Source organism: Rothia terrae, from assembly GCF_014705925.2.
Taxonomy (GTDB): Bacteria; Actinomycetota; Actinomycetes; order Actinomycetales; family Micrococcaceae; genus Rothia; species Rothia terrae.
Genome location: NZ_CP061539.1, coordinates 2,219,199 through 2,243,893 on the forward strand (window position 1 = coordinate 2,219,199; position 24,695 = coordinate 2,243,893).

Annotated in this window: 21 protein-coding genes; 12 read left to right on the forward strand and 9 right to left on the reverse strand. The window is 54.6% G+C overall.

The annotated features are described in order from the left end of the window. The first annotated feature begins 168 nt into the window (after positions 1-168). Both recR and IDM49_RS10165 read left to right on the forward strand, forming a co-directional pair. Positions 169-1,326 carry a recombination mediator RecR gene (recR, locus tag IDM49_RS10160; protein WP_190724420.1) on the forward strand — a complete coding sequence of 386 codons (1,158 nt, stop codon included), beginning with the start codon at positions 169-171 and terminating at the stop codon, positions 1,324-1,326. A gap of 172 nt (positions 1,327-1,498) precedes the next feature. Beyond that, positions 1,499-1,771, forward strand: coding sequence for a hypothetical protein (locus tag IDM49_RS10165; protein ID WP_190724421.1), 273 nt, complete (start codon positions 1,499-1,501; stop codon positions 1,769-1,771). A gap of 18 nt (positions 1,772-1,789) precedes the next feature. Here the strand turns inward: IDM49_RS10165 and IDM49_RS10170 are convergent, their stop codons facing one another. The 3 genes from IDM49_RS10170 to IDM49_RS10180 are packed head-to-tail and all read right to left on the reverse strand — an operon-like array spanning position 1,790 to position 3,814. Further along, the gene (locus IDM49_RS10170; protein ID WP_190724422.1) at positions 1,790-2,143 is read right to left on the reverse strand and encodes a DUF6176 family protein; all 354 of its coding nucleotides are present in this window, start codon (positions 2,141-2,143) and stop codon (positions 1,790-1,792) included. Beyond that, complete coding sequence (locus IDM49_RS10175; protein WP_190724423.1) at positions 2,140-3,315, reverse strand: MFS transporter; 1,176 nt, start codon at positions 3,313-3,315, stop codon at positions 2,140-2,142. The genes IDM49_RS10170 and IDM49_RS10175 overlap by 4 nt, the downstream gene beginning before the upstream one ends. Before the next feature lie 10 nt (positions 3,316-3,325). Beyond that, on the reverse strand, positions 3,326-3,814 hold the full coding sequence (locus IDM49_RS10180) for a DUF2087 domain-containing protein (protein WP_190724424.1): 489 nt from the start codon (positions 3,812-3,814) through the stop codon (positions 3,326-3,328). 422 nt (positions 3,815-4,236) lie between these two features. On the opposite strand from IDM49_RS10180, the gene IDM49_RS10185 reads away from it, so the two are divergent. Beyond that, positions 4,237-5,535 carry an aspartate kinase gene (locus IDM49_RS10185; RefSeq protein WP_190724425.1) on the forward strand — a complete coding sequence of 433 codons (1,299 nt, stop codon included), beginning with the start codon at positions 4,237-4,239 and terminating at the stop codon, positions 5,533-5,535. A gap of 239 nt (positions 5,536-5,774) precedes the next feature. Here the strand turns inward: IDM49_RS10185 and IDM49_RS10190 are convergent, their stop codons facing one another. Beyond that, positions 5,775-6,812, reverse strand: a complete 1,038-nt coding sequence (locus IDM49_RS10190) for a phospholipase D-like domain-containing protein (RefSeq protein WP_190724426.1) — start codon at positions 6,810-6,812, stop codon at positions 5,775-5,777. A 101-nt stretch (positions 6,813-6,913) separates the two neighbouring features. On the opposite strand from IDM49_RS10190, the gene IDM49_RS10195 reads away from it, so the two are divergent. The 3 genes from IDM49_RS10195 (at position 6,914) to IDM49_RS10205 (ending at position 8,468) form a co-directional block, all read left to right on the forward strand. After that, on the forward strand, positions 6,914-7,870 hold the full coding sequence (locus IDM49_RS10195; RefSeq protein ID WP_190724427.1) for a 3-methyladenine DNA glycosylase: 957 nt from the start codon (positions 6,914-6,916) through the stop codon (positions 7,868-7,870). A gap of 24 nt (positions 7,871-7,894) precedes the next feature. Continuing rightward, complete coding sequence (locus IDM49_RS10200; protein WP_168614156.1) at positions 7,895-8,110, forward strand: hypothetical protein; 216 nt, start codon at positions 7,895-7,897, stop codon at positions 8,108-8,110. A gap of 139 nt (positions 8,111-8,249) precedes the next feature. Further along, positions 8,250-8,468, forward strand: a complete 219-nt coding sequence (locus IDM49_RS10205) for a helix-turn-helix domain-containing protein (RefSeq protein WP_190724428.1) — start codon at positions 8,250-8,252, stop codon at positions 8,466-8,468. A 72-nt stretch (positions 8,469-8,540) separates the two neighbouring features. Here the strand turns inward: IDM49_RS10205 and IDM49_RS10210 are convergent, their stop codons facing one another. Together IDM49_RS10210 and IDM49_RS10215 are read right to left on the reverse strand one after the other, a co-directional pair. After that, positions 8,541-9,194, reverse strand: a complete 654-nt coding sequence (locus tag IDM49_RS10210; RefSeq protein WP_228008086.1) for a DUF4126 domain-containing protein — start codon at positions 9,192-9,194, stop codon at positions 8,541-8,543. Between the two features lie 203 nt (positions 9,195-9,397). Continuing rightward, entirely contained in the window at positions 9,398-10,726 is a 1,329-nt protein-coding gene (locus IDM49_RS10215) for a PepSY-associated TM helix domain-containing protein (RefSeq protein WP_228008087.1), read from the reverse strand. 902 nt (positions 10,727-11,628) lie between these two features. Between IDM49_RS10215 and purS the strand changes: the two genes are divergently transcribed. The 5 genes from purS (at position 11,629) to IDM49_RS10240 (ending at position 20,275) form a co-directional block, all read left to right on the forward strand. Then, entirely contained in the window at positions 11,629-11,880 is a 252-nt protein-coding gene (gene purS, locus IDM49_RS10220; protein ID WP_168614153.1) for a phosphoribosylformylglycinamidine synthase subunit PurS, read from the forward strand. Between the two features lie 2 nt (positions 11,881-11,882). Further along, complete coding sequence (gene purQ / locus IDM49_RS10225) at positions 11,883-12,680, forward strand: phosphoribosylformylglycinamidine synthase subunit PurQ (RefSeq protein ID WP_168614152.1); 798 nt, start codon at positions 11,883-11,885, stop codon at positions 12,678-12,680. Positions 12,681-12,712: 32 nt separating this feature from the next. Continuing rightward, the gene (purL, locus tag IDM49_RS10230) at positions 12,713-15,031 is read left to right on the forward strand and encodes a phosphoribosylformylglycinamidine synthase subunit PurL (protein WP_190724429.1); all 2,319 of its coding nucleotides are present in this window, start codon (positions 12,713-12,715) and stop codon (positions 15,029-15,031) included. Between the two features lie 188 nt (positions 15,032-15,219). Further along, the gene (locus IDM49_RS10235; protein ID WP_190724430.1) at positions 15,220-17,679 is read left to right on the forward strand and encodes an HAD-IC family P-type ATPase; all 2,460 of its coding nucleotides are present in this window, start codon (positions 15,220-15,222) and stop codon (positions 17,677-17,679) included. A gap of 406 nt (positions 17,680-18,085) precedes the next feature. Next, positions 18,086-20,275 (forward strand): glucose PTS transporter subunit IIA, encoded by a 2,190-nt coding sequence (locus IDM49_RS10240; RefSeq protein ID WP_190724431.1) that lies wholly within the window; start codon positions 18,086-18,088, stop codon positions 20,273-20,275. A gap of 94 nt (positions 20,276-20,369) precedes the next feature. Here IDM49_RS10240 and IDM49_RS10245 read toward each other — a convergent pair whose 3' ends face one another. From IDM49_RS10245 to IDM49_RS10255, 3 genes are all read right to left on the reverse strand, one after another. After that, entirely contained in the window at positions 20,370-21,296 is a 927-nt protein-coding gene (locus IDM49_RS10245; protein WP_190724432.1) for a type IV toxin-antitoxin system AbiEi family antitoxin domain-containing protein, read from the reverse strand. A gap of 259 nt (positions 21,297-21,555) precedes the next feature. Then, entirely contained in the window at positions 21,556-22,026 is a 471-nt protein-coding gene (locus tag IDM49_RS10250) for a GNAT family N-acetyltransferase (RefSeq protein ID WP_190724433.1), read from the reverse strand. Beyond that, positions 22,027-22,497, reverse strand: coding sequence for a GNAT family N-acetyltransferase (locus IDM49_RS10255; protein WP_168614146.1), 471 nt, complete (start codon positions 22,495-22,497; stop codon positions 22,027-22,029). 329 nt (positions 22,498-22,826) lie between these two features. Here IDM49_RS10255 and IDM49_RS10260 point away from each other — a divergent pair, with 329 nt between their 5' ends. After that, complete coding sequence (locus tag IDM49_RS10260; RefSeq protein ID WP_190724434.1) at positions 22,827-24,587, forward strand: ABC transporter family substrate-binding protein; 1,761 nt, start codon at positions 22,827-22,829, stop codon at positions 24,585-24,587. Positions 24,588-24,695: the final 108 nt, after the last annotated feature.

Genomic DNA, 24,695 nt, shown 5'->3' on the forward strand with positions numbered 1-24,695 from the left:
GAAGCTGGGTGAGTCGCTAGCTGGCATCGGGGCTGGCGTGAGAGGGACTGCTAGCGAATCACCCAGGTTCTATCTCGGGCACACCGAGGGCTGTCCAAGCGTCCGGAATTTTCCTCGCCGCCACGGGGTTTTACTTAACACAGCATTGAACGATTGTCAGGAGTGTATGTGTACGAAGGTGCCGTCCAAAATTTGATTGATGAGTTGGGCAGACTTCCCGGTGTTGGGCCCAAGTCTGCGCAGCGTATCGCGTTCTATATTTTGAATGCGGATGCCTCCGAGATGCAGAAACTCTCAAGTGCGATTACGCAGGTCAAGCAGACCGTGAGTTTTTGTGAGGTGTGCGGTAACGTCTCTGAAACTAAGCTCTGCGTGATTTGTAGGGATGAGCGTCGCGACCCTTCTGCGCTGTGTGTGGTCGAGGAGTCTAAGGACGTCGTGGCGGTGGAACGCACGCGTTCCTTCACAGGTCGCTACCATGTGCTGGGCGGTGCGATTAACCCGCTGGCGGGTATGGGACCGGAGCAGCTACGTATTCGTGAGCTGGTGGCGCGTCTGTCGGATGAACGCATCCAGGAAATTATTTTGGCAATGGATCCCAACCTTGAGGGCGAGGCTACTGCCACCTATCTGTCGCGTATGCTCACTCCCCTGGGTATTCGCGTCTCGCGTTTGGCGTCCGGCCTGCCGGTGGGTGGCGATCTTGAGTATGCCGATGAGATTACGCTGGGGCGCGCGCTCGAAGGCCGTCGCATTATTTCGGAGGGTACGCGCTTTGCGCAGGCGAACGCTGCCGAGGAATTTGAGCAGGCTGTTGAAGAAGAAACCGCAGAGGTTGAGGCACAGAAGGCGGCTGAGCCGTCTGCACCGCGTCAGCGCTGGAACGGGTCAATGTTCGATGACATTGATGATTCTGAAGACACAGGTAGCACCGACGACGAGGGGCCAGCTTCTGATCGCGCGGTTGAGCAGGACGCCGGTGGGCAAGGCGCAGGCGAGCAGGGCAGTCTGAATGAGGCTTTGTTAGAACAGGAAATTCAGGCGTTACCGGTAGTCAGCGACCAGTTTGGTGCTTCGCAAGAGAGTAATGACGCCGCTGGGCAGGAGGCTCCACGTCGCGTCCCCGGTTCAATGACGGCAGAGGAACGTGCCGCTGCGGCTTTCGATGAGGAAGAAGCGACGTCGCAGGATGCTAGCGAGAGTCAGGACGCGCGTCGTGCGGAATACGAGCGACAGTTGGCCGAGTTGCGAAAGACGCCGCTGCGCACTGCAAAGCCGGATGTTCCGCCTATTCCGGGGAAGACGTACGTGAACCCCTGGGAATAGGATCCGATGAGTCGCTCGAGTTCCCACTTTTTGCCCGAGTTCCCTGTCATTAAGTGGGAACTCGAACAAAACCTGGGACCTCGCCACAGCTGACAGGACGCATCCTCTAAGCTTTCACACACTTTCAGAATTGGGCAGTATACTTATTGGCAGTCTACTCAAAGGAGAAACTATGAGCATCCTCCCGAAAAAGAAACTTATCATGCTGGTTTTGAAGTACCTTCCCGCATCCGTGCCGTTGAAGGTGGCTCTCTTCCTGTTCAAGAATAAGACCGCGCGTAAGATCGTCCAGAAGCTCTGGGGCGCAAGATTACTCGTTTCTTGCCTTTCAGCAAGGGCCTATTCGGCCGCTAAACCGCAAGCGCGGACTATCCTTTTCGGGCGTGGACTGTTGAAGTCCACGCCCGAAAGTTTATCTAGCGTCCAAAAGAAGGACGCGGTTTAGAGGCTGAACTTCTGCACCTTACAGTAGAGGCGTCATAGATTCCCGCACATGTGGCAGTAGCATCAAGACCTTCGGCGTCAGTTTCACCCCGGGGTAGTTGGGATCGATACATTCCAGCCAAAATTCAAGATGCTTACGGTCGAGCCAATGCTCAGAGTCATGAACCGACTGCGGGTTATCGCCCTGCACGCTGTACCAATACAAGTAATAGACGCCGTCTATCTGCTCAGCGAAGATGGACTCCACGTACATCTGTTCGGGCTCGAGGGTCTCTTCTACTGCTGACATGTTCGCATTGAGAAACTCCATCCACTCCTGCACTCGTGTTTCTTTCCCCGCGAGTACTCGAAACCGCATGAGTTCAAATTTCATATTTTTCTCCGTGTTCTTCTTTGCGCTATCACATTCACGCACGAGCACACCGTCACTGATACGCCCGCCACCGCCATCAGCTGAAGGGCAAGCTCCTGCCTTGCAAAGGCAGCTATGGTGTAGCCAGCCAGCAGACACACGTACACCACCCAGCGAAAACCAGCCCACGCGCGTCCTTGAAACTCTTGGGAGACCGATCCAATAATGACGCGGTTAATGACAGCGTTGAACATACCGTTTCCTGCTCCGCCCGCCCAAAAGAGCAGGATAATCACAGCAAACGAAGGACGGAATAGCCCGACGCTTCCGAGGGCAATACCAATAGGCAGGGCTGTCAGCGGGTGTTGCGCCACGGGGTGGTCACCGAGAAACTTGCCCAGCCAGCCCCCGCACATTACGCCCACTCCCCAGGCAGCAGACGTGACACCAAATTGTTGAGGCGTCAGCCCCAGAAAATGAGTGAGAGCGAAGACACCGGACACATCATCGAGCGAGGTACTCGTGACAGTGGTAATAATGAGGGCGAACCCCAGCGCCCCAAAAGCTTGAGGGGAATACAGAAGCCGCACCCCGGCAGTCCACGAGGTCTTGTCGCTAGCGTCATCTAAGACAATGGCGTCGGGAGTAGCCACCATGACGCCAAGCCCAGCGAAAATAAGCATGGCAAGTACGTCCACAGCCAACATCCACTGAACGATGCCGGCACCGAACCCCACTCCGCCGAGGGCAACGCCCACAACCCCTGCGAGTCCTTGCACTGTTGCCAGATGCGCACCGGTTTTAACAGCGTCCAAGGAGTAATGAGCTACTAGTTTCTGCGCTACCGGCCCCACCAGCGCAGTGCACGAGCTCATGAGCGCACACCCAGCGATGATGACACCCCAGTGGAGAGTAAGCGCAACAGTCGCCATGATGCACGCGTTAACAACCAGGGACGCGGGCCACCACCACCATTTCAGATGCTTATCAGTCAGATGACCTCCCACAAGTCCCAGCACCACGCCGGGCACGAGATTGGCAGCAAGTACAGCGGCCATCAAGTATGACTGCCCAGCCTGGGCAGCCAGCAGAGAGAAGCCTATGGAAGATAAACCAGTGCCAAGAGCCGACACAAAGATGCCTAACAGCAGGAGGTTTAGGGCGGTTTGAGCTGAAAATTGACGGGTCAGCATCAGCACCCGCCTAGCTATTGAGGCTGAACTTCTGCGCCTGCCCATTCAAGTAAGCAGGTAGCCACAGCGCCTCCCATTCCGGGGCTTCGGCATGCAAGACGGTCTCCCACCGGTTGGGTGCTACATTCGTGAGCCAGTAAGAACCGGCATTGTCTCGTTGCAGGTACCCGTAGTCGATCAATTCACGGCGCAGGTAGGCGAAATCCGACCACAGCGCACGCAACTTTTCGTTGACGTCCTTCTCGCTGTAGGTAGCCCCGACATCAAAAAGGTTCACCAGATACAGCAGAACGTGCGCCCGCGCCTTGCGTTTAGACGGAAAAGTGGTGAGCGCGCCATCCGTGAAAAAACGGGAAACAACGGTGCGGTGTTCGTTCTCCGCAGCGACAGCCTGTTGCGCGTATTCTTCGAGAAGTTGAGCCCTGGCGGCGGTATAGTTCTGCCCGGTGTCAGCCATTCGCTGACGAACAAGAGCCTTAAAATTTTTCTGAGAAGTCACGAATAACCTACCTTGCGCACCCCAGCTATGCGTTTTAGGCACGGTTCACGCGCGTCAAAATAAGGAGTACAGGCAACCGGAAAATTCTCTCTCCTTCGCGTGAATCTCACCGCGCTGGGTAGGTGAGAACGCTGGGCACCGGCTGTGTGCCTGCTCATTAGTGTAACTGACGTACAGCGACGTAGCCAGTGTTGGTTAAACATTCAGGTTTGGGGTATTCCGTCCAACAGCAGAAGGCGCTTCACAGCCCCGACTACCCGCGTCCACCATGTAATACATGCGTTATCTCACCTGCGGGTATGTCACAGCGCGTCATAAAGTAGTAATCGCTACACAATATGGTTTGCGCACCGCAAAACCATAGGATGTAAGTGAGCCGGCAAACCGCACCGGCATGTAGAAACGTTTTACTGGAGATAACGATGAGCCTAATTGTCCAAAAGTTCGGTGGGTCCTCTGTTGCTGATGCCGACGGCATCAAGCGCGTAGCTCGCCGCATTGTGGACACCCAGAAGGCGGGTAATGATGTCGTGGTTGTTGTCTCAGCGATGGGTGATACCACTGACGAGCTACTTGATCTTGCTGAGGAAGCCACGAACGCTGTGCCCGGTCCTTCACGCGAGTTAGACATGCTTCTAACTGCGGGCGAGCGCATTTCTATGGCTGTACTTGCGATGACTGTCAATTCTCTGGGCGCAAAAGCTCAGTCGTTCACCGGTTCGCAGGCTGGAATGATTACCGACGGTGTACACGGCTCAGCGCGTTTGGTGGAGGTCAACCCCGATCGTATTCAGAAGTCTGTGGAGCAGGGTAATATCGCCATTGTGGCGGGCTTCCAGGGCATGAACCGCCAGACCGGTGACATTACAACCCTTGGACGCGGCGGCTCAGACACTACTGCCGTCGCGCTAGCTGCGGCAATGGACGCTGACGTCTGCGAAATTTACTCAGATGTTGACGGCGTGTTCACCGCCGACCCCCGCATCGTGCCCTCTGCGCGTAAGCTAGATACTGTTACCAGTGAAGAAATGCTTGAGCTTGCTGCTAATGGCGCGAAGATTCTGCACCTGCGCAGTGTTGAGTACGCGCGTCGTTTCGGATTGAAGTTGCATGTGCGTTCGTCGTTCTCGCAGCTTGATGGCACCATCGTTCTTCCTGATAACCCCGAAGATTTTAAGTTTGAAAACCTGAAGGAGATCCCCTTGGAGCAGCCTCTGATTTCTGGTGTTGCCCACGACCGTAGCCAGGCAAAGGTAACCGTAGTGGGTGTGCCCGACCTTCCGGGTTCTGCTGCTAAGGTCTTTGGCCTGCTGAATGAGGCTGACGTGAACCTTGACATGATTGTGCAGAACGTTCCTACTGACCGTCCGAACGTCACCGACATTACCTTCACCTTGGATCAGGCTCAGGGCGGTAAAGCTGTTGAGGTTCTGACCAACCATAAGGCTGAGCTGGGGTTCGCTGAGGTTCAGTACAACGACTCCATTGGTAAGCTTTCGCTGGTAGGCGCCGGCATGAAGGCTAACCCTGGCATTTCGTTCAAGTTCTTTGATGCACTGCGCGAAGCTGGCGTGAACATCGAGATGATTTCAACCTCCGAAATCCGCATCTCTGTTATCACCGACATCGAAAAGCTCGACGAGGCTGTTCAGGCTGTTCATACTGCCTTCGACCTGGATGCTGACGGGGAGGCTACCGTATACGGCGGTACCGGACGCTAGGTTCCAGGCGTCTAAGGCTTCTGAGGACGTTGTTCATCAACTGGCGCGGGGCTGGCGTTTAAAGGATGTTGATGAACAACGGCTCGAAGAAGCCAGTTGGCTGCAACGCCCGCTCAAAGCTTATTGATGGATAAGCAGTCGCTGAAGGTTTTATCTCAAAAGGACGCCCGCTCTCCCCTACTGCCGTAGGCAGGAAAGGAGGGCGGGCGTCCTTGTATGCTTTCGGGTGAAGTCAGAGCCTAGAAGGTGCTGAGCCCCGTTGCCTCCTGCACGCGGTAAACAAGATGCTGCCAGGCGGCTGGTTTCTTGTACTCGTCGAGGCTCTGCGTGAACGTGGCGCCGCGGTTTTCCCATTGCCCGGTCCAGTAGTCGGTGAACTCCATAATAAATTTTGGTCGAGTGGAGCGCACGTACAGCGACGTTTCAAGGTTGAAACCTGACACGTTTTGGCGCGTGAAGTTCCCCGATCCAGCAATAATTTCGATGGAGTCCGGCGTTAAAAGTGCAATGAACTTAGGGTGGTATTGCTCGCCAGTAGTTGCCGCCCAGCGCACCTGAATACCGGCGTCCGCAAGTTCGGCTGAGACCGGCAGGTTGGGCAAACCGTTTTTGTTGCGCCCGAAAGCGTCCTTGTTCTTATCAAGGATGACCTGCACTCGCACTCCCCTGCGCGCAACATCTTTGAGGGCGTTGATGATGCTGCGTTCTGAGAAGTAGAACATCCCAATGGTCAGTAGTTCACCGGGGCACGCGGAATTAATGAGTTCTACCACGCGTGTACGGATTGCGCCTTCGGTCAGGAGCGAGGCAGCATCCGCGCCGTTCTCATCGCCAGCATCAACCTCCATGCTGAGATTGTCAAAGAAAGTGCCCTCCGGTGCAGAAAACGCGTACACAGCGCGTTCACTTGCCAGCAGGTCAGCGACCACAGCACCATCAACATGAAAACCAAAGTTAGCGTTGGGCGCGGACGCGTCGTGCGGGTTAGCCGACGACACCACGGCTTCGCGCTCATTGAGCGCCACCTTGCGATGGTTAGCCTTGAAATTTAGCAGCTGAGTATAGGCGTGCGCACTCACCTTAGGACCTTGTGGATGTAGCGCGTTCGGCAGTACAGAAGCACCAACCGGTAGCTTTGACAATACGCTGCGATACAGCGCAGAGTAAGCGGGGTTAGAATCCGGTAGCGCATCCAGGTTAGTTTCAACGACCTCGATGCCGGCAGCCCGCATCCGCTCAAAATAGTCACGAGAATAAGCGCCGTAAAAGGTGTTCATGGGGTCTGTAATCAGCACAATGGGCAGCTGTGGCGCAGCTTCTTTGCGCTGGATCAGAAGCCGCGGGCACTGTCACATCTTGCGCAGGTAAACTTGAAACCATGCAATTTTCACCGCAGACCTTAGTTTTAGAACGCGCCGAATGGCAGGAATTAGCGCAGGCGCACCAAGCGCGCGCCGGACGCTACGCGAACCCCTACGTTGAGCGTCGTAACCGCGGTGAAAAGCACCCCGTTGAGGACTTTCTCTTTACCTATTACACTCTCAAACCCGGTCAGATGATGCGCTGGCATCCGGGCGCTGGCGTCATTTTGTTAGGCGCACCCGAGTACGCAGATCAGAAGTTCTACCGGGCTGTGACGGCGCAGGAGTTGCAGGATGTCGGCGTCCGGGCAGAGCGTGCGCAACAGCTGGCGCACGAGAGCGCCGCTGTAACCGTCGATGTTGAAGGCTTCTTAGAAAAACGCGGAACTGCCGTCAGCTTTACCCGCGAGATTCTGAGCAATACTGCCGCTAAACCCGGCTATTTCGGGTGCTTTGGTATGCACGAGTGGGCCATGGCCTATAAGTCAGTGGAGAACAATATCCGCCACGACTACCTTGGCCTTCGACTCGGTGCTGAGGGCACCGATAAGGTGGTGGAGTCCCACAAAATTAGGTGCTCGCACTTTGATGCGTTCAGGTTCTTCATGCCGCAGGCAGCACCCATGAACGAGCTTCAGCCCACCCGCGAGCAGCAGCGTAACCTTGAGCAGCCCGCCTGTTTGCACGCCAACATGGACGTCTATAAGTGGGCGTACAAGCTTCTTCCGCTGGTCTCATCAGAACTCCTCATGGACGCCTTCGAGCTGGCATGGGAAGTGCGTGAACTCGATATGAAGGCGGCACCGTACGATCTGAAAGATTGGGGTTATGAACCGGTTAAAGTTGAAACTACCGAAGGTAAGGCGCAATACGTACAGATTCAACGCGAGTTCGCCGAGAGGTCGGTGGAACTTAGAAATAGCCTCCTCGCGGTCGTCGAAACGTACAGGTTCGCGCTTACCGAAGCTGTCTAAAAAGCTGTTTAGAAAGAGGTAATCATGGCTGAGTCACTGACCATCGCAGAGACCGCCGAATACTTGGGCGTCAACGAATTTTCCGTGATGACATGGTTTGGTGAGGACGCCCTCGTACAGGATGAGTCCGCGCCCGGCGTCCGCTTTACTCGCGCGTCCGTAGAGGCTTTGAAAGAGGTGCTGGTCAACCGCAAGAGTGAATCGCGCACCATGATGCGTGATTTCGGCGGGGAATACTAAAACTTCAGCGAGGCGGAGGCTTCGCAAGTACAGCGAAACCCTCCGCAATATTAGCATCTTCAGTGATGCAGGTAACCTGTTTGTCACATTTGACGTGTAGGCTTACTAACACGAGATACCCGATAGAAGGAGTAGACCCATGTCAGATAACAATCTTTTGAGCATTGAGCAGGTTGCTGCTGCACTCGGCATTGATGAGTCAGCAGTGAAGTCACTGGTTGACGAAGGCAAGCTGTCACCAGCAGGCGGTGGCGAGGACGGTCTGAAGTTCTCACCCGAGGCTTTGGGCGCGCTCAAAGACAGCGGCTTCGGTGGCGACACCCTGCGTGGCGCGCTGAACGGCACCGACCTCATCTAAGGTTTTTACGTGCAAGAGGGGCTCAACCTATTACGGGTTGAGCCCCTCTTTTTTGCGCTTTCACGCGGCTTACTAGTAGGTGGTCACTGCCTGTGATCGCTTTTTGCGAGCGCGTATTCTGCTCACTGCCATAGTGACGGGAATGGCAATGGCTACCAATATCAGGGCAGCGAGAATAGGCAGGAAGATAGCGGCAATGGACAGTAGTACGGATGTGGCGTCCTCGGCGGTTGAGACCATAGGCGCACCCACGCCGACGGTTGCGCCGTTGATGAGCGGACGCATCGTCATTTTAAAGAGGTGCACGAGCAGGGCGATGATAATGCCCACGACAATGGCAACCCAGGCACCGGACTGCACGTAGGCTTCGGGATCGGTGACGGTGTCGCTACCGCCTACGCTGAAACCGGCAATGTTTGAGACTGCGGTGGAGCCGAAGACGATACCGCCGGAGGTCGGACGCACGATGGTCTGGATAAAGTCGTTAACAGTATCGACGGCGGGGATTTTGTCAGCCACGACTTCAAGGGCTAGGAGCACGCTTAAGATGATGAGCACCCAGCCGTTGGAAAGCCAGTCGAATCCGCTGCCGAGATTGACGAACTGGGTGTATCGGTCAAGAAGGCCAAGAACCAGAAGGGGGATGTACGCATTAAGCCCTGCGGATGCCGCGAGACCGGTACCGGTGAGAAAATCCATAATGCCATCGTATAATCCGCGGCTCATAAGTACGCCAGAAACCTTCCACATGAGACCTTTTAGACCCCTGGTATGAAGGTTTGTGGCGTACTTATGGCCTGAAGCGATGCCTTAGCGCATCTATTGTGTTTGTTTCTTACGGTAGATAAACACTGTATCTAGCGCTAAGAAGAGCACCAAAGAAATCCCTAGCAACGGTAAGAAAAGACCAATCGCTACAGCAACTAGGGTTAAAGGAAGCCAGAACCACACGGGTATGTTCTTCCACATCGTGTGAGGAGGAACCGCACCCAATCTGTGAGATTTATTTTTAGGACGACGTTGCCACCACACACGTATCCCCAGATACACAGCATTGTTAGAGCCACAGAAAATATCACGATGACCAGCTGGTTAACAGCGCCAAACATGATGCCCATATGTGTATCAACACCCCATCGAGTCAGCTTTGCAGCGAGCGGATAATCTGCAAACCGAACGGTATCGACGATGGTGTCATTCTGCGGATTCACAGCAACAGAATCTACCTGGGTGGGAAAGCTGCGCTGAGTTTCGGTAACAGTCCACGCCGTCCTGTCTGCACCGGGAACTATCTCGATATTCCGGGAGTCGATGGTCGGCTCTTGGCGAGCGTCCTGCAGAATACGGTCATAAGAAATAGCCTGCTCTTGGGGTTCTTGGCGTGTATGAGCATCGTGGGTGGTGTGGGAACCATGGTGGTGTGCATGCTCATCGGAGGAAGTTGTGGAACCATCTAGGCTCTTGTTGACGCTGGGAGTAGTCCAGCTCATTGCAGTACGTAGATTTTTAACATTTTCCCCGGCGTAAGTTGACCATGTAATGCCGGTGGCAGAGAAAAATACCATTCCTAGTGCTAACCAAATGCCAGCTGAGCTATGCCATGAAAGGGTACGACGATAGCCCTTTATCTTGTTATTAGGCACCACCAGGTCTTTTTTCTTGGTGAGTTTTTGAGCCCGAAGAATCCATAGGGTTACCCCACCTAGAGCTACAACCCACATCCATGAAGCGGCTAGCTCGCTATATACATGCCCGAATTTGCCCAGATGTAAGTTGGTGTGGAATGTGCTAATCCAAGCACGTACGGGAAGGGAGCCACTACTGCCATAGACAGTGAGATCTCCGCGGATTTCGCCTGTTGCAGGGTCAACAAAAACTCCCCGAGTTTCGCTTTCCCCAAGGTTTTCATCCGCATACATCACTCGGGTGGTTGCCCCTGCTTGTGGTGCTGGACGAACAGCTGCGGGGCTGGCGTTAGCGTCGCCCACGTAGCTGTTGGCGGCAGCTACCTGCTCGTCTATGGTCAGGCGAGTGTCTTGGCTACTGGCGGTTAGCTCATGTCGGTAAATTATTTTTTCCGCTGGAATGGAGAGTGCGTAGAGCCCTCCTGTGATAGCCGCAATGATGATGAAGGGTGCAATAAAAATCCCGGCGTAAAAGTGTAGCCGTCGAGCCAGTGGATAAAGCCAAGTTGAGATTTTTGGTTGCTGAGTTGCTGTGCTGGGCCCCATATTTTTGGGCGCAGTTGAGGTATTCATGTGTATCTTTTCTACAGTCAGGGCGCTTGAAGGTATCGCTGTGTAGCGCCTAGTCGTGCAGACTAGGACGCGGGCGCAAGGGAAGAAGATACGGCTGAGGGTAGGTCCCATTGGCTCCGTGGCGTCAGGGTAACTTGCGAGAAACGCAAGAGAGGGATGGGATATTTGTCCCTCGTCATAGCGCGGCAGGTTATAGGGACTAGCGGCAGGCGTAGATATTTTAGAAACCTGCGGATCACTAGATGAGTAAGGGTGATGAGAGCGCTAATGAGAAGCTCATACTTGTAGATCACAGCGACGGTAACGACTACTGCAATAAAGTGTGCTAGCCACATGCTGATGCTGAGATGGTAGGATTCTGCAACCCGCGTCGGCACATGCACCTGTATCTGATGAGAGTGCGAAGGATGGAATGCGTGATGGTGGTGCATCACGGGTCCATGCGCTTTCGCTAATACTTCAAATAATGTGTGGAAAACAAATTGGCTGGTAAGAACCACTGCATCTAAGCGCGGCAACGAGAACTTATGAGAGCTCAAGGCTATGCAGACCGGTGTAGATAGCACCAGTGGAATGAGCATAGCAAGAATTGAAAATGACCACGCACCACCTGCTATTGCGTGCGAACATAGCGCAGCAAACGTTGCGAAGGCAGCAGAAAGCGATCCACGAAGGACTCTTTTCTGGCGGTGTTTCTGTTGCACCTAAATATAATAAACGTCGAAGGCCCTTAGCGGACGAGCACCGCACGCTTTACTTATTCAAAATTTAAACTTATCTGATGCAGTTCCTTGGAACAGTTACACCTCAGCGCGCCCGGGTTACTTCAGCTCACTTTTTCGGGTTAAGATGTTTAACGGTCAATTGTTACCTTTTTACGCACATCTAGGAGTGCCCATACTATGGCCCGTATTGTTGTTGACGTTATGCTCAAGCCTGAAATCCTTGACCCTCAGGGTAAGGCTATTGCTAACGAGTTGCCCCGCATTGGTTTGAAGAACTTCACCGATGTTCGTCAGGGTAAGCGTTTTGAACTCACTGTTGACGGTGAGGTTACCGAAGAGCTGCTGGCGCAGGCTCGCGAAGCTGCCGCTGAGCTGCTCTCAAACCCCGTGATTGAGGACGTCATCAACGTTGAAGCACTGGAGGACTAAGCATGGCTGAGTCTTTGGCTCCTACCGAAGTTCCCTTGGTGGGTGACTTCTCACAACCGACTACCGACTCTGCACTATCAGGTGTGCGCGTTGGTGTTATTACTTTCCCCGGCACGCTGGATGACCGCGACGCTGCTCGCGCCGTGACCCTTGCCGGTGGCACCGCTGTACCGCTGTGGCACGATTCAACTGATCTGCAGGACGTAGACGCTGTTGTCGTACCCGGCGGTTTTTCGTACGGTGACTACCTGCGTGCTGGCGCTATTGCTGCTAAAGCTCCGATTATGGAGAAGGTTATCGAAGCGGCTAACTCCGATGCGGCACTGCCCGTTTTGGGTATTTGCAACGGTTTCCAGGTGCTGACCGAAACCCACTTGCTGCCCGGCTCGATGATTAAGAACGATCACCGCAAGTTCATTTGCCGTGACCAGGTTCTGCGCATCGATAACAACGAGACCGCGTGGACTTCTGATTTTGAAAAGGGTCAGGAAATCGTAGTGCCCCTGAAGAACCAGGACGGCCAGTACGTTGCGGACGCGGAAACCCTCGAAGAGCTTGAAGCTGAAGGACGCGTCGTCTTCCGTTACGTAGGCGTAAACCCCAACGGTTCACGCAACGACATTGCGGGTATCGCGAACAAGCGCGGCAACGTCGTGGGTCTCATGCCTCACCCCGAGCACGCTGTAGAACCCGGCTTCGGCCCCGACTCATCCGGTTCCGGCGACGTCGCCTTGCGCGGCGGTGCTGACGGCCTGGGTGTGTTCACCTCGGTTCTCAACAAGCTCGTTTCAGCACGCTAAGCGTCTGCCCTATTTCAAGGAATTTTTACGATATGAGTGAAAAGCAGTTCAATCTGGACACCGTCGAGAACGCGGCGGCAACTCCAGACACCGAGCTCCCCTGGGCTGAGCTTGGTCTGAAAGAAAACGAATTTGAAGACGTCAAGAAGATTCTTGGCCGTCGCCCCACCGCAGCTGAGCTGGCAATGTACTCAGTCATGTGGTCTGAGCACTGCTCCTACAAGTCATCCAAGGTTCACCTGAAGCAGTTCGGCGCCAAGGTAACCGACGAGATGAAGAAGGACCTGATGGTCGGTATCGGCGAAAACGCCGGTGTGACCGACATCGGCAACGGCTGGGCTGTGACCTTCAAGATTGAGTCACACAACCACCCCTCCTACGTTGAGCCCTACCAGGGTGCAGCAACCGGGGTTGGCGGCATTGTGCGTGACATCATCTCCATGGGTGCTCGCCCCGTTGCTGTCATGGATCCGCTACGCTTTGGCGCCATCGATCACGAAGACACCGCGCGTGTCCTACCCGGTGTTGTATCCGGCGTTGGCGGCTACGGCAACTCATTGGGTCTGCCCAACATCGGTGGCGAAGTCGAATTCGACGAGTGCTACCAGGCTAACCCGCTGGTTAACGCGCTGGCTGTAGGCATCATGCGTCACGAAGACATCCGCCTGGCAAACGCATCGGGTGTTGGCAACAAGGTCATCCTCTTCGGTGCACGCACCGGTGGCGACGGCATCGGCGGCGCGTCCGTTCTGGCGTCCGAGTCATTCGACGACTCCAAGCCCTCAAAGCGTCCCGCTGTTCAGGTGGGCGACCCCTTCGCAGAAAAGGTACTCATTGAGTGCTGCTTGGAGCTCTTCAAGAACTCCATCGTTGAAGGTATTCAGGACCTCGGCGCAGCAGGTATCTCCTGTGCAACTTCAGAGCTGGCGTCAAACGGCGACGGCGGTATGCACGTTGACCTGACCAAGGTACTTCTGCGTGACCCCACCCTGACTCCCGGCGAGATTCTCATGTCAGAATCTCAGGAGCGCATGATGGCAGTTGTCACCCCCGAGAACCTCTCACGCTTTGAAGACATCATGACCAAGTGGGACGTTGAGTACTCAGTACTCGGCGAGGTCACAGGCTCGGGCCGTCTGACCATCGAGTGGGACGGCGAAATCATCGTTGACGTTGACCCCAAGACCGTTGCACACGACGGCCCCACCTACGAGCGTCCTTTTGCACGCCCGGATTGGCAGGACGACGTTCAGGCTGACCACTTCACCGGTTCAGAGGCGGACGCGCAACGTCCTACCGGCGGTGCCCTCGGCAACGCTGTTCTCGAACTGATGGCTGGCCCCAACCTCTGCTCCAAGTCATGGATCACCAACCAGTACGACCGCTACGTTCAGGGCAACACCGCCCTGGCAATGCCGGACGACGGTGGTGTGGTACGCGTGGATGAAAACACCGGTTTGGGCGTTGCACTGGCAACCGATGCAAACCCCCGCTTCACCTACCTCGACCCCTACGAGGGCGCACGCGCGTCCTTGGCTGAGGCTTACCGCAACGTAGCAACCGTGGGCGCACGTCCCGTTGCTGTCTCTGACTGCCTGAACTTTGGCTCCCCCGAGGATCCGGACGTCATGTGGCAGTTCGCTGAAGCTGTTCGTGGCTTGGCTGATGGCTGTATGGAACTGGGCGTTCCCGTCACCGGCGGTAACGTGTCGCTCTACAACCAGACCGGCGACCGCGCCATCAACCCCACCCCCGTTGTGGCAATGATGGGCGTTATGGACGACGTCACCCGTCGCACTCCCTCAGGTTGGTCAAAGGCTGAAGACGGCCAGGCTATCTACCTGCTGGGCACCACCCGCGACGAGTTGGACGGCTCAGAATGGGCACGCTTGAAGGGTCACCTGGGTGGCCAGCCTCCCAAGGTTGACTTGGCACTGGAGCGCACTCTGGGCGACATGCTCGTGAACATGAGCCGCGACGGCATGATCGACGCTGCACACGACGTTGCAGCTGGCGGTCTGGCAGCAACCCTCGTTGAGTCCTGCCTGCGCTTTGGCACCGGTGCTCGCATCGGTCTGGGCGAAGTTGCAGAACGCGATAACGTAGACACCTTCACCCTGCTCTTCTCAGAGTCGCTGGGCCGTGTGGTTGTCTCCGTTCCTCGCTCCGAAGAGGTTCGATTCAAGGACATGTGCACCGCACGCGACTTCCCGTTCGCACGCATCGGCGTGGTGGACGCGGCGTCCGAGGCATTGGAAGTACAGGGCGAGTTTACCCTCACCCTCGACCAGATGCGCGAAGCACACGAAGGCACCATGGCACGCTACTTCGGTGAGGTAGCACAGGGCTAAGGCTCTTACCGCCAAGGTAACCACATACAAAATTCCCGAGCTACACATGATTTTCGTGTGTGGCTCGGAAATTTTGTATGTGGGACGCTGTGAGCCGAGGCGGTATCTCATCCCTACGCAGGATGCCGCCGCCCACCAGCGTCCTCTAGAATGATAAAAACACCCCGACCAGACCCCGGAAATGTTGTATGAAAAACTCTCGCTCAACAGTTGTTCCTCGCGCCGAAGACCGACAGAACATTGACCCGCATCAGGGGCTGAGCGAGAGCCAAGTTTCAGACCGTATCAACGCCGGGTTAGCGAACACTGTGGATTCCACGACCTCCCGTAGCGTCTGGACGATTGTTCGAACCCATCTCTTCACACTTTTCAACCTTATTTTGGGGCTGTGCGGGCTTGCTGTTGTCCTTCTGGGACGCTGGTTCGACACCCTTTTTCTTCTGGCCGCTATCACCAACGTGGTGGTGGGCTTTGTGCAGGAATATTCGGCTAAGAAAAAGCTCGATCAGATTGCCTTATTGCGCCGCGATCCCGCAACGGTAGTGCGTGAAGGACGCGTGCAGCAAGTGCCGCTGGATCAGCTCGTCGTAGACGATGTTGTGGTGCTCAAGCGCGGTGACCAGGTTCCCGCCGATGCCACCGTTCTCACGTCCGATGGGTTGGATCTCGACGAGTCAATGCTGACCGGTGAGAATGACCCCGTGGCGAAGGTCCCGGGTGATGCGGTTCTTTCTGCATCGTCGGTGCTGGGCGGTACGGGACGCGTGCAGATTTTCGCCGTCGGTGCTAATTCACACGCGAACAAGCTGGCGCAGGAAGCCCGCCAGTTTACGCGCATTAATTCCGAGTTGCGCGCCGGTATGGAGCGTGTGGTCAAGTGGATTACCTTCGCTCTAATTCCAATCATCGCGATTGTTGTGAACGGCCAGATGATGGCGGTTGGCGGCTGGTCGCGCGCCTTATCAAGCGGTGCGTGGCAGGATGCCACCATCGTCGCGGTCTCGTCCATCGCGTCCATGATTCCGCAGGGTCTGGCGTTGATGACCACCATTTCGTTTGCGGTTGCGGCCGTGAAACTGGCGCAGGACGAGGTGCTGATTCAGGAGCAGCCTGCGGTTGAGGTTCTCGCCCGCGTGGACGTGGTGTGCTTCGATAAAACCGGTACGCTCACCGAGGGTGGTGTGGGTTTTGATTCTGTGCAGGCACTCGATAACGCACCGGCAGGCTGGCGTCAGGCGCTAGCCTGGTTTGGTGCCGATGAAAACGCTAACCCGACAGCCGCAGCCCTGAGCGAAGAATTCACCGACGTACCTGCCAAAAAAGCGTCGGGAACCATTGCCTTTTCTTCGGCGCAACGTTTTTCTGCGGTGGAGCTTTCCACCGGCGCCTGGGTTTTGGGTGCGCCAGAAGCACTGTTGGACGCGAGCACACCAGAACGCGAGCGAGCCAGCGAACTCGCCGCGTCCGGCCTGCGCACCATGGTTCTCGCGCACACCGCGTCCTTACCGCGCACTGCAGACGGCAAGGTGCTGACCGATAAGCCAAAAGCTAGCCCGGCTTTGCTGATAACCTTCCGCGAGCAGGTGCGCGAAGAGGCACCGGAAACCCTGCAATACTTTGCTGACCAGGGCATCAGCCTCAAGGTCTTTTCGGGTGATAACCCACAGACCGTGGCTGCAGCCGCTAAGCTCGCCGGCATGAACGTCGATAGCGGTGCTATCGACGCGTCTGCCCTGCCCGCCGACGGTGAAGAACTTGCTCAGGCGGCGCTCACGCACAACGTCTTCGGTCGCGTCTCGCCCGAGCAGAAAAAAAATATGGTGCTCGCCCTGCAAAAAGCTGGTCACACCGTAGCCATGACGGGTGACGGCATCAACGACGCTCTCGCCCTCAAACATGCAGACCTCGGCATCGCGATGGGTAACGCTGCCCCCGCCACCAAGGCAGTATCGCGTCTGATTCTTCTCGACGGACGTTTCGATCGTCTGCCTTCCGTCCTCGCCGAAGGGCGCAAGATTATCGCAAACATCGAGCGCGTTACCAACCTGTTCCTGACCAAAACAGGCTTTGCAATTGTGCTCGGTGTTCTTCTGGGTCTGTTGTGCTGGCAGTTCCCGTTGCTACCGCGCCAGTACTCCACGGCTGATCTTCTGATGGTAGGAGGCCCTGCCTTCTTCTTGACCATGATGAACAATACCCGCCGCTATGTGCCCGGATTCTTGAATAGAGCCCTGCATTTTGCGGTACCTAGTGCCATCATTATTGCTCTCTCGCTTATTGTGCTGAATTTTGTGGGACGCGCAGAGCAGGTAGCCGGTGGAGCGTCCTTGACACAGTTGCAGACGGCAACGCTCATTACGCTGGTCATGCTGGGGCTGTGGAATTTGACCACGGCGGTGCGTCCCTTCGATCTCAAACGAGCGGCTCTAGTGGTTGCCATGTACCTCGGTTTGGCGCTTGCGGTTCTCGTCCCCATCTCGCAGTGGTATCACCAGTTTGAGCTTCCCACCGGCCCCCTCCTGGTGTGGACGCTGGCACTCGGTATGCTCGGTAGCGCGCTGGTTGAAGTCAACTATCAGTACCATCAGCGTTGGTTGCGTAGGTATCATCCGGACGCGGTTGCCGCCACTCGCGCAGCAAAGTATTAGAAATTTTAAGGGAAGCCTTAAACTTACTCATTCCACAGCTTGCATATAGCCAAGTAAAATCCATATTTTTCTGTGGCATAGCATCAAAAACCAAGTGTTGCGTATTGTGACAACCCGGAGTAGAGTAAGCATCGAATTTGGTGTGAACCAAGTAGTAATCATCAGGATTGTTACTGACAATGCAGGCAAGACCTGAGTTACTCATTTCATCTGAACGTAGCTCGTGCACGGCGCAGAAATGCACCTACACGCATCGTTCACTTTTCGCAGGCTAGGACTCTATGCTCCTCGCCATTAGTCCTGGACTAACCGCATCCGCACAGATGCGCACGCGAAAATGGAAGTGAGTAACTCGGGTCTTTTTGCGTTTTCAGGGCACTTTCATCACTAGCAAGGAGCTCAAACGGTGAATAACTCCGAAATGGGCAAGAAAATTCTTGAGGGTCTTGGTGGCCCCGAGAATATTTCTCACTTCACGCACTGCGCAACCCGCCTGCGCGTGACTCCTAAGTCAAAGGCTGCCATCGACAAGAAGGCAATCGAAAACGTACCCGGCGTGCTCTCAATCATCGAGCAGTCAGGCCAGACCCAGGTTGTTCTGGGCGACAAGGTTGAGGCTGTTTACAACGAGATGCAGAAGCTTCCCGGCGTTTCAGGCGTTGGCGAAGGCTCAGTAGCAGCAGGTAACGAAGTTGCTGACCCCAACGAGAAGAAGGCTAACTGGATTACCCGTACCTTCGACGTCCTCTCAGACTCATTCCGCCCCGTCCTGTGGGCACTGCTCGGCTCATCGATGATCTTGACCCTCATCGTTTTGCTGCAGCAGCTCGGTGTTTTCGGCACCTACACCAACTTCGCTGGCGAAGTTGTTAACAAGGACCTCGTCAACGGCCCTAAGCTCGGCGATGCAGCGCTGAACGCTGACATGCTGAACTCATGGCGTACCGAGTACACTTTCTGGTTCTTGATCCTGGCAGCGTCACTGTCAGTTCTGAACTTCATGCCCATCATGATTGGTGCCACCGCTGCTAAGCGCCTGGGTGCGAACATGTGGGTTGGTGCAGCTATCCCCGCAGCACTCATGACCGACGCTTTCCGCGGCCTGTCAGAGATTCTGCCCGAGGGCGCTAACCACCTGGACCTGTTCCACATCGGTGGCTGGGCTGTTCCGCTCTACCTCTTCTCATACACCGGCCAGATCTTCCCTCCGCTGTTCGCTGCTGCTCTGCTTGCTCCGCTTGAGCGCTTCCTGAAGAAGATCATCCCCACCATGCTTCACATGGTGTTTGTGCCTATGATTTCAATCCTGATTCTCGTTCCCTTGACCGCACTGGTTATCGGTCCCTTCGGCATCCTCTTGGGCCAGGGCATCTCAGATCTCTTCGGCTGGTTGAACGACATCGCTCCGTGGCTCGTTGGTGCAGTTATCGCTGGTACCTACCTGTTCATGGTTCCCCTGGGTCTGCACTGGCCTTTGAACGCTGTCATGATTAACAACCTGCAGACCAACGGCTTCGACTTCATCCAGTCACCTATGGCGGCTTACAACTTCGCAGTCTTCGGTTTGGTTACCGGTGTTGCTATCCGTGCAAAGCACGATAAGGAACTGCGTCAGACCGCAACCGGTGCAGCTGTTTCCGGTCTGCTCGGTGGTATTTCTGAGCCTTCACTGTACGGTGTTGTTCTGCGCTACAAGCGCGTCTTCCCGCTGATTCTTGTTCCCGCTGTTATCGGTGGTGCATTGATTTCAGCACTCGGCGTTAAGTCATACGCATTCGCGTTCACTTCACTGCTGTCAATCCCCGCAATGCAGCCCATCCCGCTGTTCGCTATCGGTCTTGCAATCGCTTACTTCGGCGCAATGGCTGGCGTTCTGATCTTCGGTTACGAGTCAAAGGCTCAGGCTGCTGAATCACGGGCTAAGCGCGAAAACGCTCCCGCTATTGACGCAGAAGGCGGTGAAGCTGCCGTTGTTGACACCGTTGAATCAGGTGCTCCTGTAGCTCATGAGTCTGAGGTTCTTCACTCAGGTGCTCGCACCGCAACCGCTGGCACTGCGGCAGCAACTGGTGCTACCGCATCATCCGCTTCAGCCACCGCCGCACCTGTAGCAACCTCACCTGACTCCTACGAGGCAGGCACCGTTTTGGATATTGCTTCACCCATTGTTGGACGCGCTATCCCGCTGTCTGAAGTTCCCGACCCCATCTTCGCTGCTGCGAAGCTCGGCAAGGGCGCTGCGATTGAGCCCACCGGCAACACCGTTGTAGCTCCTGCTGACGGCAAGGTTATTGCAACCCCCGCATCCGGCCACGCAGTTGGTCTGAAGCTGGATAACGGTGCTGAGCTGTTGATCCACGTTGGTATTGACACCGTAAACCTCGGCGGCGAAGGCTTCGATGTGAAGGTCAAGAAGGGCGAGCGCGTTACCGCTGGTCAGACCCTGCTGACTTTCGATCATGACATCATCAAGAAGGCGGGCTACCCGCTGACCACTCCGGTTCTCGTGACTAACACCGTCAAGTTCGACGATGTTGAGGGCGCAACCGGCGACGTCACCCAGTCGGATAAAATCCTGAAGATTACTACCAAGTAGTTCTCCACCTTCCGCGAGAGTAGATGCGCGAGAGGGGAGGGATGGACCGTTTTTTTGCCAAAAATGGTCCATCCCTCCCCTCTCGCGCATCTAATTAACTTTTAGCTTTGAGGACGCGGCGAACAATCGATACGGCTCTCGGCATCCAGTCTTGAGCGTCCGCATCAAAAACCTCTTCGTAAAGATCAGTTGCCATAATTCGAATTTCAGTCCATCCTGCATCTTCGGTACGACGTTCTCTGCGGATATCACGACGAACTTGAAGCTGTTCCGAGTGGTGCTCCCCTTCATACTGGATACTTGTTTTTGTGCGTTCGTCCGCTAAGTCTGACTGAAATAGCAACTCTCCGTCTTCTGAATAAACGGGATGGTTCAGAAGAAGTCCGTGTATTCCGTGGTCATCGAGCAACAGGCGAAGAAGCGTTTCTTGCGCGGAATCCGAACCTACCCGTGCCCGCTCTAGACAGAGCTTCAGTTTCTTGACGCCGCGCTCTCCGGGATGCTTAAGACAGAGATCCCGAATTTTTTCGATGCTAGTTTGCGCTTCGAAACAGTAATATCCATGGGCATGAGAATTAATAGCTCCGTCTACTACTTGGATAAGCTGATAGGGTGTCAGATACTGCGCTAAATCAAAAATGGTACGTTCGACAGTCGTAATGTAGGCAGAGCCAAATGGTTGAGTTTCATCGTCAAGAAGCTTTTTCGTTCGATAACCGACAACTCCCTGCCTCTTGGTAGACCATTTGCCATGAGTTTTTAGCACTGAGATTTCGTGCTTCTTCTCAAGGTAGTTAGGTATTCGTAGGCCATGCACTTTTGCCGCTGTGTGGTGGGAAATTACGATGTCTTCGGTAAGCTCGCAAATCTTTTCAGCGATGAGTGCAACATCGGGGTTACCGACAAATCTTAGCCCCTGTGAGTGCTGATTGATGTTGTTATTTCTTTTAAGTACGCGTCGAGAGACTCCATGCTGAGCAGCCTCTTGAGTCGTGAAAACTGAAGGATAGGTGCGGTTCATGTCTTTCAGTCTGTATTATTTCATGTGCGTTTAGGGCAAATTCTTAAATCTGTGGATAACTTTCGCTTTTTCTTCCGCGAGAGGGGAGGGATGGACCGTTTTTTTGCCAAAAACGGTCCATCCCTCCCCTCTCGCGCATCTATAAGTCTGCTCTTATAAGTAGGCTGATGGCGGCCTCCGCGTGAAAGCCCTCTAGTCGCTAACTTTCACCTCCTCACTCGCTCGGAAAATCAGCGCCCGGCCCCCTCGCGGCTAATGGTTAAAGCTTCAGTTCCATATCCACGTGCGGGATGTCGTCCTCCAAGTACACCTCGGAGACCCTCTCAAATCCGTGCTTGCCGTAGTAGGTTTCTGCTAGGTGCTCCTGGGCTGAAATAAAAATAGTGTGGACATGCGGCATCGTTGTGCGCACATGCTCAATTCCGGCAGCCACCAGCTGGTGCCCCATGCCTTTGCCACGCGCGTTCGGTCCGGTGATAACTCGACCCAAGGATGCGACGCCCTCCCGACGCGGGGAGTGATGGTCATCAACGGTGCCACGATCAAAGACGCGCAGGTAAGCATCAATCTCACCGTTATTCATCACGAACATATGCTGGCAACGAGGGTCCAACCCATCGATGTCTTGGTAAGGGCAGTTCTGTTCCACCACAAAAACCGCGACGCGTTGAGCGCAGATGGCGTACAGCTCGGTGTTGGTGAGTTCATCAAAGTTTTTGATGGTAAACATTTAGAGCTCCAGAATCATTTTGACGTGGGGTAGCCCTGCCTCGCGGAATTCTTCACCTACTTGCACGAACCCTACTGGCGCGTAGTAACTATCGCGCAGGTATGCCTGTGCATCAATAATAATCTTGGTTGCTTCAGTTTCATCGCGAACCCACTGAATAGCAGCGTCGAGGAGCTTGCGTCCCATGCCTTGTCCTCGCAGGGTTTTGAGAACGGCGACGCGAGACAGGGCGTAGGCGCCGGACACCTGTTCGTAGTGGTCGTCTTCAATTTTTTCAAGATCGATCAGACGCATATAGGCTACAACTTCGCCGGCATCATTCTGTGAAAAGAAGTGCACAGCTTGGCGGTCAGCGAGGTCCGGTTCTTGAACGGTGAGTTGCTGGCCGACGGTAAACACCTTTGACCGCGCAATGTAGATAGCGTTGAGCTCTTCAACGGTTAAGTCTGAGAATTTTTTAGCGGTGAACATGAAGCCTCACATTACTATGACGTCTCTAAGCGTTAATTTATCCCATTAAGTGAGGACACCGCCGGGCGTCTCAACCTCGAGCGTGCACAATATTTTCCACCTATCTCGGCCCAGCCTCAATTCGAGACCTCACTATGTGAAATCGTGCGCAATAAATCCGCAACATAAAAATAAAATGAAAAAAAGTCATTCTGACTACCTGTTTTCAGCATCTTTGGTCTACTATGAAACCAATAAGTGTTGTTAGTCACGTTAAGTGGCTGTTTCGCCTGTACGCACTATAAGTGCACCACCACATTTTCTTTTCACTTTTTCAAGGAGACCATCGAATGGTTAAGTCACGCATCTCCAGCGTTTTGAGCCTCACCGCTATCGCTGCTTTGGGTTTGACCGCTTGTGCATCAAACGGTTCATCAAACAACTCATCGGGCTCATCAGACAACAAAGACAAGTCAGTGTCTGTTGCTCTAACCAACGTTTTCTCATCGCTCAACACTGACACCGCTAGTGGCAACTCAGATACCAACGGTATTATTGCTCAGCTGACTACCCGTGGCTTCTACACCATTACCGACACTTTCGATGTTCGCCACAATGACTGGTTCGGCTCATACAACATGACCGAAGACGGCGACGGCATCAAGGTTGATTACAAGGTCAACGAAGGCCAGAAGTGGTCTGATGGCAACGATATCGACAAGGCTGATCTTCTTCTCGCATGGGCTGCAGAGTCCGGTTACTTCAACGGCGAAGGCGAGAACGGCGTTAGCTACTTTGACTTTGCAGGCGAGACCCAGGGTCTTGGCCAGGCTAGCAAGCCCACTCTGGGCGAAGACGGTCGCTCTATCACCTTCAATTACCCCCAGCAGTTTGCTGACTGGGAGATTGCCTACAACATCTCAGTACCTGCTCATGTTGTAGCACAGCAGGCAGGCATGGACGAAGCCAAGCTCGCTGAAACCCTTGAGAATGCTGAGCCCGGCAAGGAAAACTCAGACCTACGCAAGATTGCGGAGGCGTGGAACACCGGTTTTGATACCACTACTAAGCCCAGCGATGAGTCACTGCTCGTAGGTAACGGCCCCTACAAGGTCACCGACATCGTTGAAAACCAGTCAGTTACCCTGACTGCCAACGAAAACTACCAGGGCGATAACAAGCCCAAGGTCAACGAAATCGTTTTCAAGACCATGGCTGATCCTTCAGCGCAGGTTCAGGCAATTCAGAACGGTGACGTTGACATGGTTGCGCCTCAGGCATCCATCGACACCGTTTCACAGTTGCAGGGTGTTGACGGTGTTACCACCAAGACCCAGCCCGACCAGTCTTACGATCACGTTGACCTCAACATGGTTGAAGGTAGCCCCTTCGCTGACGAGAACGTTCGTAAGGCATTCTTGCTGACTATTCCTCGCCAGGACATCGTCAACAAGCTCATCAAGCCTATGGAATCTGATGCTTCAGTTCTGAACTCACAGCTCTACGTTTTGTCAGACAAGGAAAACTACGACAAGAGCGTTGAGAACAACAACTCATCTGAGTACCCCTCAGACAACATGGATGAGAACATCTCGAAGGCAAAAGAGCTTCTCGGCGGTAAGACCCCGACCGTTCGTATCCTCTACAACAACAAGAACGCAAACCGCGTGAACTCCTACCAGATGATTAAGGAATCAGCTGAGAAGGCAGGTTTCAAGGTCGAAGACAAGGGCACCGAGGATTGGTCAGAGCAGCTTCCCACCGGTAAGGACGGCGCATACGACGCATCAATCTTCGGCTGGGTTTCATCAGGTGTTGGCAACTCAGCCCTGGGTCAGATTTTCAAGACCGGCGCTTCCTCTAACTTCACCAGCTACTCCAACGCAACTGTTGATGCAGCAGCAGATGACATTATGAAGACCACTGACCAGAGCAAGATTGAACAGCTCAAGCAGTCAGCTGACGCAGAGCTCTTCAAGGACGCTTACGGTCTGCCCCTCTTCCAGTCCGTAGCAGTCGCTTCTTACAATGATGCGATTACCGGTGTAAAGCCCAAGCCGGGTCAGCAGCCTCTAACCTGGAACGCTGAAGAATGGGATATCGCTAGCTAATCGCGATAGGGCACCCAGTCTTTATGCTCACCACTTGAGAAAACGCCATAGCGCGGGTGCAATTGCATCCGCGCTTTGGTTGTGTAGACCTATAACCATAGAACCTCA